This is a genomic window from Cupriavidus sp. HE11, assembly GCF_056097175.1.
In genome coordinates, this window is sequence record NZ_CP184464.1 from 1,499,488 (window position 1) to 1,512,208 (window position 12,721).

The window sequence follows — 12,721 nt, forward strand, 5'->3', positions numbered from 1 at the left end:
CCGCAATCAGGCGCTTCATGCAACCACCTCCCGGCCGAGCGGTTCGGCGATCTCCTCATCGGACAGATAGCAGCCCGGGTCCTCGGCCCATGGATTGCCGCTGACGGCATAGGCGCGCACGCGCGTGTTGCCGTTGCAGATGTCGCGATGCACGCAGGTGGCGCAGCGCCCTTCCAGCGGCCGGGGGCTCGATTTGAGCCCGCGCATCAGCGGATGGCTGCGGTCGGCCCAGATATCGCCAAACGCACGCTCGCGGACATTGCCGATCGACACGTGCCACCACATCGTGTCCGGATGCACGTTGCCAAGGTTGTCGATATTGGCAACGCCCACGCCCGTGGCGTTGCCGCCCCAGTTGACCAGGCGCTGACGCATGTCGGCCAGCCGCCCGGGCTGGCGCCGCGCAATCCAGTGCAACAGGCTCACGCCATCGGCATCGTTGTTGCCTGTAACGAAATCGCCAGCCCGGCCTTCCTGGGCGCGGTCCCACACGTGGTCGAACAGCCAATCCACGGCCACGCGCGTATGGGCATGGTGCGCGTCGTCGCCGCGATGGCTGCTGCCACGTCCGGCATAGTTGAAATGCGATAAATAGAACTTGTCGATGCCTTCGGCCTCGGTCAGCGCCACCACATCGGGCAATTCGTCGGCATTGGCTTCAGTCAGCGTCATGCGCACGCCCACGCGCAGACCGCATTGCCGGGCCACCCGCAGGCCATCCAGCGCCTGCCGGAACGCGCCGGGGCAGCGCCGGAAGCGGTCGTGCGTGGCCTCCATGCCGTCCAGGCTCACGCCCACGTAGTCGAAGCCGGCCACCAGCAGCCTGGCGGCGTGCCGGGTGTCCAGCAGCGTGCCGTTCGACGACAGCGACAGATGAAAGCCCATCTGCTTGGCGTGTGCGGCAATCTCGTACAGGTCCGGCCGCAGCAACGGCTCGCCGCCAGACAGGATCAGCGCGGGCACGCCGGCTGCCTTCAGCTGTTCGAGCACGCCGATGGCTTCGGCGGTCGACAGCTCGCCCTTGAAATCGGTATCGGCCGACGTCGAATAGCAATGCTTGCAGTTGAGGTTGCAGCGCCGCACCAGATTCCAGATCACCACCGGGCCACCGGCGCGGCGTGATGCCGGTACCGGGCCGCCATCGCGCAATGCTTCCATGAAGCGGGAAAGTCTGAACATGTGTCAATCTCCGGAAGCCCGCAGGCGCAGGCCGGTTTTCTTGAGGATGCGGGTGGACCAGAGCACGTCGCGCGCCCGGCATGCCTGGCCCAGCAAATCTCGTATTTGTGCGATGTGCGGAGCGGCCTCTTCGCGCGTGCGTGCATGGACCATGGCGAACAGGTTGTAGGGCCAGTCCGGCAGCCGGCGCGGCCGCTGGTAGCAATGGCTGACGCATGGCAACGCGCCCACGCGTTCGCCAAGCTCGGCAATCCGTGCGTCATCGACATCCCACACCGTCATGCCGTTGGCGCGCCAGCCCAGCGCGTAGTGGTTCGGCACGGCGCCCACCCGGCGCAGCACGCCGCGCTCGTGCATGGCGGCAAAACGGGCCAGCGCCTCGTCTTCCGGAATGCCGATCCGGTCGCCCAGCGCCTGCCATGGCGCCGGCACCAGCGGCAGGCCGGCCTGCGTGGCCTGGACCAGCGCGCGGTCGATGGCGTCCAGGTCGCTGGCGCGGATTGCAGTGGCAAGGGGAATGCTGGGGGCGAGGGGCATGGTCGCTACACCGGTAGGTACAGATTGACGAAGAACTCGCGTTCCTTCGGGAAGGGCAGGATCTCGACGCCGGCGCTGGCCGTCATACGGGCCAGCACGCCGGGTACGTCGCCAGCATCGGCTACCGCGAGCACGAACCACAGGTTCAGGTGATGCGTGCGCGCGTAGTGATGGGCCACCTCGGGGAAGGCATTGATGGCGGCGACCACTGCGTCCAGCCGGTCGGCTGGGGCGTGGCAGGCACACAGCACGAACTGGCCGCCCGCGCGCTCGATCTGGAACAGCGGGCCAAAGCGCGTCAGCACACCCCGCGCCAGCAGCGCCCGCAGCCGGGCAATCAGCGTGGCCTCGTCGATATCCAGCGCAGCGGCGGCATCGGCATAGGGACGGGGCGTCAGCGGCAGCCCACGTTGCAGCGCGTTGACGATGCGCCGGTCGAGGGCATCAAGGGAGTCGACGGCAGCGGGCGCATCGACAATGGCGGGTTGGGTCATGCCAGCGGCGCCTCCCAGCTATAGCGCGTGCCGCACTGCTTGAAGCACGTGCCGCTACGCAGCACCCTGCCCGGTAGCGTGCCCATGCCGGCCTGCCGGTCGAAATGCTCCAGCGCGGATTGCAGTTCGTCTTCGCTGCGCGCATGCACCATCGCGAACAGGTTGAATGGCCAGGTGGGCTGGCAGCGTGTGCGCCGGTAGCACAGCGACACCGGCGCCACGCGCGCCAGCCGCGTGCCGATGGCATCCACGCGGGCATCGGGCACATTCCACACGCACATGGCGTTATGGCGATAGCCAAAGCGGCGGTGATGCAGGATCACGCCAAAGCGGCGTATCACCCCGCTGGCATGCCACTGCGCAATACGCGCCAGCACCCGGTGCAGCGGCACCCCACTGCACCGGGCCAGCGCGTGGAACGGCTGCGGCGTCAGCGGCAGCCCCGTTTCCAGGGCCGCCACCAGGCGCCAGTCGTCCTCGTCCAGATGCGTCGACGCCGGCGCAGGCGTGCGCCTGCCGCGCGGCGTGTCGTGCGCGCCAGACATCGAAAAACCCAGGTCGATGTGGTACTCGCGCTCCATCGGCAGGTCCAGCGGTGCCTGGCCGACGTCGTCGGCGATGCTGCCCAGCACGACGTCCAGCGCGGCGCGAGTGCGTGCGCCGGCCACGAACCAGAGGTTGTAGCGGTGGCCGAGCCGCGCATAGTTGTGGCTGACCGCGCCGTAGGCATTGACGCGCGCCGCAACCCTGGGCAGCGCTTCTGGCGGCACCGCCAGCGCAGCCAGCGTGCTGGCGCCGATCACGTTGGGCGCGAACACGGCGCCGATCCGGCTCACGCGGCCGGCGCCCAGGTCGCGCGCCAGCAGGCTCAGCACCGTGCGTTCGTTCAGGTCCAGCGCCGCGCCCGCGCTCTGGAACGGGCGCGGCACGATCGGGAAATCGCGCTGGATACAGTCGTAGAAACGTTGCTCGTCGAACATGGCAGTTATGGCAGGCACATAGGGCGATTACATGCCGATGCGCTGTGCGCGCACCGTGAAGAAGATGCCGCTCGGCTGATCGGCCGCCAGCGTGGCGATGCGCCGGAACGTTGTGGTGTCGTAGACCTCCACGCGATTGTCGTCGCGGCAGGACAGCCACAGCGCCTCCCCCTTGGGCGTGAACTCCATGTGCAGCACGCCATGGCAGGGCGTCAGCGTCTTCACCACCTGCCGCGTGGCGGTATCCACCACCTGCACCGAGTCGTTCTTCGGAAAGGCGAAGTTGACCCACACCTGGCGGCCATCGGGGCGGGCCATCGCAAATACCGGCTGCCCGGCCACGGCCACGCGTACCTGTTCCTGCCAGTTGCGCGCTGGGTCGGCCACCAGCAGTTCGTGGCGGCCAATGGCCGGCAGCCACGCCTGCCCCTGCGCCATGGCCCAGCCGCGCAGATGCGGCATCTTGTAGACCGGCAGCGGCGCCTCGCCCCGGCCGTAGCCAGACAGCACCTTGCGCGCGGCGGGCGGCGTCTGCCACAGATCCACCAGCGACAGGCCGTCTTCGCCGAACAGGCCGGCCAGGTACCAGCGCCCGTCCGGCGTCACCAGGCCGTCATACGGCTCGCGGCCCGCGGGCAGGCGCGTGGCCTGCGGCTGCCGCGGATCCGACGCGTCGATGACCCAGATTTCGCCTGCCTCGAACAGGCTGGCCGCCAGGCGCTGGCCGGGAAGGTCAGCCAGCCCCACCACCTTGGAACGGCGCCCATCGGGACCGATGGCGGGAATCTCGGACAGCAGCTCCAGCGTCCCGGCGTCGAATAGCTTGATGCCGCCCGGCGCATAGTTCTGCGCAGCCACCACGTTGCCGTTCTGCAGGATGGCACCACCGATGCTGTTGCCGGCCTGCTTCACGCGATGCGTGATGCGTTGCGCCAGCAGATCCACGCGGGACAGGCCGCCATCGCGGCCAAAGACGTAGGCGTACCGCCCATCGCGCGAGAACACCACGCTGGCGTGGGAAAGGTCGCCCAGGCCGTCGATGGTGCCCAGGCTCGTCATGCCGCTGGTTTCCACCACCTGCAGCCGGCCGGCGGCGCGCTCGATGACCACGCCGAGGTCGCCGGTGCCACGCGTGATGGGTGCCGGTTCGGCAGGCAAGCCGGCACAGGCAGCCATCAGGCATGACACCCCCAGCGCAGCCGCCGTGAAGCGGATCAGTCGCGCAATGCGCTGGCGGACGATGTGGGGAGCACGGGCGGCGGCTTGCCCGCCTGGAGTCTGTCGATCAGCCATTGGGCTTCTTCCTGCGTCATGAACGGTTGCCACGGCGGCATGGCGGTGCCGGGCCGGCCTTGCAGCACAGTTGCCACCAGGCCGTCACGCGGCTTTCCGGCCAGTGCATCGGCCGTCAGCGGCGAACCAAGCCCGCCCTGCAACGTCATGCCATGGCAGGCACCACAGTCGTCGCGCAACCAGCGCGCCAGTTGCGCCTGGCGTACCGCGGACGGCTCCGCATGCACCAGCGCGGCCGGCGCGGCCAGCGTGCCGAGCAGCACCAGGTGCCATGCGATGGATCGGGCCATGGATCGGCGAATCAAGGGTTCAAGGGGTTGGAGGTCAGAGGGTCAGCACCCACTTTGCAAGCGCACCGGCATCGGCATCGCTGACCGCGTTGGCCGGCATCGGGATCGGGCCCCACTTGCCGGTGCTGCCTTTCAGGATGCTTTGCGACAGCTTCGCCGCGGCGTCCTTGTCGCTCTTGTACTTGGCGGCCACGTCCTTGAACGCCGGGCCAACCAGCTTCTTGTCGACGCTGTGGCAGGCCATGCAGTTCTTGCTCTTGGCAAGGTCGGCGCTGGCGTGGGCGGCCAGCGGCATTGCCGCCGCCAGCAAGGCGGCAACCATCACTTTTGCGGGATGCATGTGCTTTCTCCTGGTATGTCGGATTCCGGACAGGCAGCCAGCGCCGCCGGGCGCCGGCTGCCCGGACATCAATAGACGTCGTGCTGGGTGTTATGGGTGTTGAACTTGCCGGTCGGCGTGATCAGGCGCGCGTCCTTGATGACGGTCTTGAGCTTGCGCGTCTTGTCATCGACCACCACCAGCGCCGATTCCTGGTCCTTGGTGCCCCAGACGGAGAACCACACCTCGTCGCCGGCCTTGTTGTACTCGGCCTGCACCACGCGCTTGGCGCCCTCGCCCTTCAGGTTGGCCCACTCCGCGATCGGCAGGATCTCGTAGCCGCCTTCGAGCTTCTGGGTGTTGAACACGGCCACCGACTGGTTCAGCTTGGTGTCGGGATTCAGCGGCGTGTCCACCCACAGGTTGTGGGACTTCGGATGCGTCTTGATGAACAGCGATCCGCCGCCCTGGCCCTTGAGCGTCTGCACCACCTTCCAGGCGTTGGCCTTGTTCTTCACCGGGTCGGTGCCGATCAGGCTGACGGTTTCGTCGCCCAGGTGGCTAGTGGCCCAGACCGGGCCGTACTTCGGATGGACAAAGTTGGCGCCCCGGCCCGGGTGCGGGGTCTTGCCCACGTCCACCAGCGCCGCCAGGCGGTCTTCCTTGGTGTCGACCACTGCAATCTTGTCCGACGCATTGGCGGCCACCAGGAAGTAGCGGCCCGTGGAATCGAAGCCGCCGTCATGCAGGAACTTGGCCGAATCGATCGTGGTGGTCTTCAGGTTCTTCAGGTCCGAATAGTCGACCATCAGGATCTTGCCGGTTTCCTTGGCATTGATGACGAACTCGGGCCGGTAGTGGCTGGCCACGATCGACGCCACGCGCGGCTCGGGGTGGTACTCGTTGTCGACAGTCATGCCACGCGTGGACACTACCTTCAGCGGCTTGAGCGTGTCGCCTTCCATGATCACGTACTGCGGCGGCCAGTACGAGCCCGCCACGGCGTACTTGTCTTCGAAGCCCTTGTATTTCGACGTCTCCACCGAGCGCGCTTCCAGGCCGATCTTGACCTCGGCCACGTTGTCGGGCACCGGCATCCACAGGTCGATCAGGTTCAGGCGGGCATCGCGGCCAATCACGTACAGGTAGCGGCCCGACGCCGACATGCGCGAGATATGCACCGCGTAGCCGGTCTTGACGATATTGATGATCTTCTTGGAATCGCCGTCGATCAGCGCCACTTCGCCCGCATCGCGCAGCGTGACCGAGAACAGGTTGTCCAGGTTGTAGTTGTTCATCTTGCGCGTGGGCCGCTTTGCCACGGGCACGATGTCCTTGCGCGATTTCTCGATGTCGGCCAGCGAGAATTCCGGCGGAGTCGGCGGCTCCAGCTGCACGTAGCGCGCCATCAGGTCCACCTCGGGATCGGACAGGTCGCCCGACGTGCCCCAGTTCGGCATGCCGGCCGGGCTGCCGTACTTGATGAACGTCTTCAGGTATTCGGTACCGCGTGCACGCGTGATGTCAGGCGTCAGCGGCTTGCCCGTGGCGCCCTTGCGCAGCACGCCGTGGCAGCCCGCGCACCGCTCGAAGTAGATCTGTCTGGCGTGGTTGAACTCGTCCGCCGTGAGGGTAGGAACCGGATTCGGCGGTGGCGCCGTTTCGGCCTGGCCATGAGCCATCCAGAGGAACAGCGGCAGCGCCGCCATTGCGGGGAACATCCTGTGTTTCGCCTTCATGTCTCTGCTCAGCGAGAGTGGGGAATGCGGTGGCGTGCTGGTGCACGTCGGATGTGCCCATCATCGTGAAAATGCGATGACCAAGGATTGATGGCAGTCAAGCCGATGACAGTTCACACGGAACTCGGCCCGAGGGATGCGTCACAGCGTGACGGAATGCGAGAGCGGTGTTGGGGAAATGCGAAACGGAAACGCGGGGATGGCGAAAGACCCTGGGCGTGGAGAGGGATTGGGAGGGAGGAAGGTGGCGGATCGCCGAAGGTGGATCGCCGAAGGTTTCTGGTTCCTCTCTCCCGCGCGCGGGAGAGGGATCAGGGGAGAGGGCGTTGAGGTGCTGCTTGCCGACGACACGAATGGAAGCGCCCGGCCCTCTCCCCCAGCCCCTCTCCCGCCTTGCGGGAGAGGGGAGATAACCGTGGGCCAGCGACAGCCATCAGCTGCGCGGCATCAACACCCACATGCGGCCGCCCTGCTTCATGCGGCCGGCGGTTTCGCCGGCGGCGTCGCCTGCGCCCCAGAAGAAGTCGGCGCGCACGCCGCCCTTGATGGCCGAGCCGGTGTCCTGGGCGAACATCAGGCGCTGGATCGGCTCGGTGGATAGCGGACGGGTCGTCGACAGGAAGACCGGCACGCCCAGCGGGATCGTGGCCGGGTCGACGGCGATGGAGCGTTCCGCGGTGAGCGGCACACCGAGCGCGCCGACCGGGCCGTCATTGTTCGGCGGCAGCTCCCGGAAGAACACGAAACGCGGATTCACGTTCAGCATTTCGTCGACGCGCGCCGGGTTGTTGCGCGCCCAGGCCTTGATGCCCTGCATCGTCGCCTGCGCGGGCGTGATCTCGCCGCGGTCGAGCAGCCATTTGCCGAAGGAGCGGAACGGCTGGTCGTTGGTGCCGCCAAACCCGACGCGCATCATCGTGCCGTCTGGCAGGCGGATACGGCCCGAACCCTGGATCTGCAGGAAGGCCGCCTCGACGGCGTCGTCCACGTAGACCAGTTCGCTGCCGCGCATCGCCGGCATCTGCAGCAGGTCGGCGCGCGGGGGCATGGCGCCGCGCAGTTGCGCGGGGCGGCGGTACAGCGGCACCTGGTACTGGCCCTGGCGCGTGCGGGACCCATGCAGGATGGGTTCGTAGTAACCGGTGATCAGACCACTATCGGTGCCATCGACGTTGACCACGCGGAACGGCTGGAAGTTGGTTTCGAAGTACGCGCGCATGGCGACCAGGTCGCCGGCGTCCACCATCAGGCCGGTGGCGCAGACGCGGCTCCATTCGGGCTTCTTCTTCAGCGCCTGGCAGCTGGCCTGCAGGGCCGGCCAGGCGGCGCGCACGTCGTCCTGGCTCCAGCCGCCGATCTCGGCCCAGGTGGCCGGTTGCAGCTTGCCGGCGTTCGGCGATGTCGACGGTGCCGGGGTGCCGGCCGTGCCGCCCTGCTGCACGCGGATCGGGCCGCCGCTCATGCAGCCGGCCAGCAGCGCGGCGCCCAGGGTGGAGGCCGCCAGCGCCAGCCAGCCTCGGGAAGACGCACGCGGCGCGCGCGGGGAATACGGATATGCCATCTTGTTCGTTCTTTGCCTACAATCTCAACCCGACCCGCCGACTGTCACAGACTGCCCCAACGCGATGAGCCAGTTTTTCGAAAACCATCCCACCCTGCTGCTGGCAGCCGAAGCCGGCCTGGCGTTGCTGCTGCTGATCTTCATCGTGGTCTGGACGATGGGCACCGCGAAGAAGCATCCGCGTCCCACCCGTGCGCCGCAGGACCACCCGTCGCGCGCCGGCAAGGCGCCGCAGGTGACGGACAAGGCGCCGGACGCATAGGTTCCGCGCGCCGCCCGTCCTGCCCTGCCCGCGCCAGCTCAGTGGAGCATGCGCGGCAGCACCAGCGCGAACTCGGGAATCGGCACCTCGAAGCGGTGGCCGTCCTCGGCCACGCAGAAATAGTCGCCCTTCATCGATCCCACCGGGGTCGAGATCGTGGCCCAGCTCGAATACTCGAAGTGCTCGCCCGGCTTGAGCAGCGGCTGGTGGCCCACCACGCCCAGCCCGGCCACTTCCTGCGTGGCGTTGTCGCTGTCGGTGATGATCCAGTGGCGCGAGATCAGCTGCGCGGCCACTTCGCCGATGTTGTGGATGGTGATGGTGTAGGCGAACGCGTAGCGTCCGCGGTCCGGGTCCGACTGGTCGGCCATGTACTGGGTGCGCACGGCCACGGAAAAAGCGTACTCGCTCATTGTTCGACGGATGAGAATGGTCGGCAGGCCGGCGTCCCGCTGGGGGGCGCGGCCGGGTGTGTCGCATTGTGCGGCAAGGGCTTGGCAGGGGCAAGCACGCGCTGTCGGGCAGGATCGGGCCCGACGGGCGTAAAATACGCGCCATTCTCGCGGATCACCCCGCATCCGCCGCCTTCAGAGCCTCAATCCAGCGCCCGAACAGCCATGAGCCAGCCCACCTACCGCATCGCCCCGTCCATCCTGTCCGCCGACTTTGCCCGCCTGGGCGAGGAAGTGCGCCGCGTCACCGAAGCCGGTGCCGACTGGATCCACTTCGACGTGATGGACAACCACTACGTGCCCAACCTGACCGTGGGCCCGCTGGTCTGCGAGGCCATCCGCCCGCACGTGACCGCCCCGATCGACGTCCACCTGATGGTGCGCCCCGTGGATCGCATCATTCCCGACTTTGCCAAGGCCGGCGCCAATATCATCACGTTCCACCCGGAAGCCAGCGATCACATCGACCGCTCGCTGGCCCTGATCCGCGACAACGGCTGCCAGGCCGGCCTGGTGTTCAACCCGGCCACGCCGCTGCACCACCTGGACCACGTGATGGATCGCCTGGACGTGATCCTGCTGATGAGCGTCAACCCGGGCTTCGGTGGCCAGTCGTTCATCCCCGAGACGCTGAACAAGCTGCGCGCCGTGCGTGCCCGGATCGACGCCTACACGGCCCGCACCGGCCGCCAGATCCTGCTGGAAGTGGACGGCGGCGTGAAGCCGGACAACATCGCCGAGATCGCCGCCGCGGGCGCCGACACCTTCGTGGCCGGCTCCGCCGTGTTCGGCAAGCCTGACGCCGACGGCGGCTACAAGGGCATCATCGGCACGTTCCGCGACGTGCTGTCCAAGGTCGGCAAGTAAGGCGGGCCCGGACGATGACGAGCGAAATCCTGCGCCGCACCGACTGGCGCGGCATCCAGGCGGTGATCGTCGACCTGGACGGCACCATGGTCGATACCGCTGGCGACTTCCATGCATCGGTCAACGCGATGCTGCTGGCCCTGGTGCACCAGCATCCGCACCTGGGCCCGGTGGAGCCGATGTCCGCCCAGGAGATCGTCAGCTTCGTGGGCAAGGGGTCGGAAAACCTGATCCGCCGCGTGCTGGACGCCCGCTTCAGCCCGCTGCACGCCAACGGCCTGTTTGCCGACGCCTACGCGCTCTACGACCGCGAGTACGTGCGCATCAACGGCCAGTTCTCCAATGTCTACCCGAATGTGCGCGAAGGCCTGGCGGCGTTGAAGGCGCTTGGCCTGCGCATGGCCTGCGTGACCAACAAGCCGTGGAACTTCACCGAGCCGCTGCTCGCCAAGACCGGCCTGGCCCAGTATTTCGAGCTGGTCTACGGCGGCGATGCCTTTGCGCTGCGCAAGCCCGACCCGTATCCGCTGCTCAAGGTGGCCGAGGCGTTCCGCATGGATCCGGCGGCCGTGCTGGCCATTGGCGACTCCGAAAACGACGCCCGCGCGGCCCGCGCGGCGGGCATGGGTGTGCTGTTGATGCCCTATGGCTACAACCATGGGAACCCTGTACAAGGCGTCGACGCCGATGGTATAGTCGCCGACATTGCCCGCGTCGCAGCGATTCTTGCTGCACACCGGTCAAACCATCACGGTTAATCCCCGCTGAACAATCAATGTTCCTCAACCGCAAACGCATCTTTTCTGGCAGTGATCGGCAGGCCTGGCCCTGGCGTCGCTGGCGCGCCTCTGAACAGGCGTAAAGTGCGTTCGCGAGTTTCCTGACGGGCCTGGGTCGCCCGGACTTCCGCAGACTGCGGATCTCCCCCCGCCCAGGCTCCGCCGGACCGGTCCCGATGTCCTGACGACCGGCTTCCCCGGCAGATCCTTCCGCCAGCGCCGTAGTTCCGGTTGCTCCTGCTTGCGCCTGTGCTACGGTTAGCCTCGAGAACGTGCCACGCGCCGCCCCTGGCCGTGTGCAGCCTCATCGATTCACGTGTGCGCCACGGTCCGCCCCCTGGGGGAGGCGGGTTGATGCAGCTTGTCGCCCTCCCATCCCGCTGACGACATCCCGGTGCCGCCTGACCCGACCATACTGGCCGGCGCCGCAAGTAGAGGATCGACATGACCGAACTGGAATTCAAATCGCTGGCCGACCAGGGCTACAACCGCATCCCGATCATCGCCGAGGCGCTGGCCGATCTGGAAACCCCGCTGTCGCTGTACCTGAAGCTGGCGCAGTCGCAGACGCGCGGCGTGAACACCTTCCTGCTGGAATCGGTAGTGGGCGGCGAGCGCTTCGGCCGGTATTCGTTCATCGGCCTGCATGCGCGCACGCTGATCCGCGCCTACGGCCAGCGCGCCGAGGTGGTCACCGACGGCAAGGTCGTGGAAACCCACGAAGGCAACCCGCTGGACTTCATCGCCACGTTCGAGAGCCGCTTCAAGGTGGCGCTGCGCCCCGGCCTGCCGCGCTTCTGCGGTGGCCTGGCCGGCTACTTCGGCTATGACGCCGTGCGCTATATCGAGAAGAAGCTGGCCGACAAGCAGATGCCCGACGACCTGGGCCTGCCCGATATTCAACTGCTGCTGTGCGAAGAACTGGCCGTGATCGACAACCTGTCCGGCAAGCTCTACCTGATTGTCTACGCCGACCCGACCACGCCCGAAGCCTATTCCCGCGCCCGCCAGCGCCTGCGCGAACTGCGCATGAAGCTGCGCCAGCCGGTGGACGTGCCGGTGACCAGCCCGTCGGTGCAGACCGAGGTGTATCGCGAATTCGCCAAGGCCGACTACCTGACGGCCGTGCACAAGGCCAAGGAATACATCATGGCCGGCGACATGATGCAGGTGCAGGTGGGCCAGCGCCTGATGAAGCCGTACCGCGACTCGCCGCTGTCGCTATACCGCGCGCTGCGCTCGCTGAATCCGTCGCCGTACATGTATTTCTACAACTTCGGCGATTTCCAGGTGGTGGGCGCGTCGCCCGAGATCCTGGTGCGCCAGGAAACCCGCAAGGTCGGCACGCCCCAGAACGGCGACACCGAGACCGCGCGCATCGTCACGATCCGCCCGCTGGCCGGCACCCGTCCGCGCGGCAGCACGCCGGACCGCGACGCCCAGCTTGCCACCGAACTGCTCAGCGACCCGAAGGAGATCGCCGAGCACGTGATGCTGATCGACCTGGCGCGCAATGACATCGGCCGCATCGCCGAGACCGGCTCGGTCAAGGTCACCGACAAGATGGTGATCGAAAAGTACTCGCACGTGCAGCACATCGTCAGTTCGGTGGAAGGCACGCTGCGCGAAGGCATGAGCAATCTCGACGTGCTGCGCGCCACCTTCCCGGCCGGCACGCTGTCCGGGGCGCCCAAGGTGCGCGCGATGGAGATCATCGACGAACTGGAGCCGCGCAAGCGTGGCATCTACGGCGGCGCCGTGGGCTACCTGTCGTTCGGCGGCGAGATGGACCTGGCGATCGCCATCCGCACGGGCGTGATCAAGGACGGCAATCTCTACGTGCAGGCCGCGGCCGGCATCGTGGCGGACTCGGACCCCGAGGCCGAATGGAGGGAAACCGAGGCGAAGGCGCGCGCCGTGATCCGTGCCGCCGAACAGGTCCAGGACGGCCTGGACGCCGACCTCTGAG

14 protein-coding genes are annotated in these 12,721 nt (G+C 67.3%); 4 read left to right on the forward strand and 10 right to left on the reverse strand.

All coding sequences use genetic code 11. The annotated features are described in order from the left end of the window. Positions 1 to 15: 15 nt before the first annotated feature. The 9 genes from nirJ to mltA form a co-directional block, all read right to left on the reverse strand. A complete protein-coding gene (gene nirJ, locus ACOABP_RS06930; RefSeq protein ID WP_474227519.1) occupies positions 16 to 1,179 on the reverse strand; it encodes a heme d1 biosynthesis radical SAM protein NirJ in 1,164 nt (387 codons plus the stop codon). Between the two features lie 3 nt (positions 1,180 to 1,182). Next, positions 1,183 to 1,716 carry a siroheme decarboxylase subunit beta gene (gene ahbB, locus ACOABP_RS06935; RefSeq protein WP_474227520.1) on the reverse strand — a complete coding sequence of 178 codons (534 nt, stop codon included), beginning with the start codon at positions 1,714 to 1,716 and terminating at the stop codon, positions 1,183 to 1,185. 5 nt (positions 1,717 to 1,721) lie between these two features. Further along, complete coding sequence (locus ACOABP_RS06940) at positions 1,722 to 2,210, reverse strand: Lrp/AsnC family transcriptional regulator (RefSeq protein WP_474227521.1); 489 nt, start codon at positions 2,208 to 2,210, stop codon at positions 1,722 to 1,724. Further along, on the reverse strand, positions 2,207 to 3,190 hold the full coding sequence (gene ahbB / locus ACOABP_RS06945; RefSeq protein ID WP_474227522.1) for a siroheme decarboxylase subunit beta: 984 nt from the start codon (positions 3,188 to 3,190) through the stop codon (positions 2,207 to 2,209). The genes ACOABP_RS06940 and ahbB (ACOABP_RS06945) overlap by 4 nt, the downstream gene beginning before the upstream one ends. A gap of 27 nt (positions 3,191 to 3,217) precedes the next feature. Next, positions 3,218 to 4,483, reverse strand: coding sequence for a cytochrome D1 domain-containing protein (locus tag ACOABP_RS06950; protein WP_474227523.1), 1,266 nt, complete (start codon positions 4,481 to 4,483; stop codon positions 3,218 to 3,220). Then, entirely contained in the window at positions 4,405 to 4,773 is a 369-nt protein-coding gene (locus ACOABP_RS06955) for a c-type cytochrome (protein ID WP_474227524.1), read from the reverse strand. Before ACOABP_RS06955 ends, ACOABP_RS06950 begins: the two co-directional genes overlap by 79 nt. 34 nt (positions 4,774 to 4,807) lie before the next feature. Then, positions 4,808 to 5,113 (reverse strand): c-type cytochrome, encoded by a 306-nt coding sequence (locus ACOABP_RS06960; RefSeq protein WP_474227525.1) that lies wholly within the window; start codon positions 5,111 to 5,113, stop codon positions 4,808 to 4,810. A gap of 68 nt (positions 5,114 to 5,181) precedes the next feature. Further along, a complete protein-coding gene (locus ACOABP_RS06965; protein ID WP_474227526.1) occupies positions 5,182 to 6,831 on the reverse strand; it encodes a cytochrome D1 domain-containing protein in 1,650 nt (549 codons plus the stop codon). A gap of 433 nt (positions 6,832 to 7,264) precedes the next feature. Beyond that, the gene (gene mltA / locus ACOABP_RS06970; protein ID WP_474227527.1) at positions 7,265 to 8,392 is read right to left on the reverse strand and encodes a murein transglycosylase A; all 1,128 of its coding nucleotides are present in this window, start codon (positions 8,390 to 8,392) and stop codon (positions 7,265 to 7,267) included. Between the two features lie 64 nt (positions 8,393 to 8,456). Between mltA and ACOABP_RS06975 the strand changes: the two genes are divergently transcribed. After that, positions 8,457 to 8,654, forward strand: coding sequence for a hypothetical protein (locus tag ACOABP_RS06975; RefSeq protein WP_474227528.1), 198 nt, complete (start codon positions 8,457 to 8,459; stop codon positions 8,652 to 8,654). 38 nt (positions 8,655 to 8,692) lie between these two features. On the opposite strand, the gene apaG is transcribed toward ACOABP_RS06975, so the two are convergent. Continuing rightward, a complete protein-coding gene (gene apaG, locus ACOABP_RS06980; RefSeq protein ID WP_101680573.1) occupies positions 8,693 to 9,067 on the reverse strand; it encodes a Co2+/Mg2+ efflux protein ApaG in 375 nt (124 codons plus the stop codon). A 204-nt stretch (positions 9,068 to 9,271) separates the two neighbouring features. On the opposite strand from apaG, the gene rpe reads away from it, so the two are divergent. From rpe to trpE, 3 genes are all read left to right on the forward strand, one after another. Further along, positions 9,272 to 9,973: a ribulose-phosphate 3-epimerase gene (gene rpe, locus ACOABP_RS06985; RefSeq protein WP_066733975.1), complete on the forward strand. Its 702-nt coding sequence runs from the start codon at positions 9,272 to 9,274 to the stop codon at positions 9,971 to 9,973. Positions 9,974 to 9,987: 14 nt separating this feature from the next. After that, a complete protein-coding gene (gph, locus tag ACOABP_RS06990; RefSeq protein ID WP_474227529.1) occupies positions 9,988 to 10,731 on the forward strand; it encodes a phosphoglycolate phosphatase in 744 nt (247 codons plus the stop codon). A gap of 465 nt (positions 10,732 to 11,196) precedes the next feature. Further along, positions 11,197 to 12,720, forward strand: coding sequence for an anthranilate synthase component I (trpE, locus tag ACOABP_RS06995; RefSeq protein WP_474227530.1), 1,524 nt, complete (start codon positions 11,197 to 11,199; stop codon positions 12,718 to 12,720). Position 12,721: the final 1 nt, after the last annotated feature.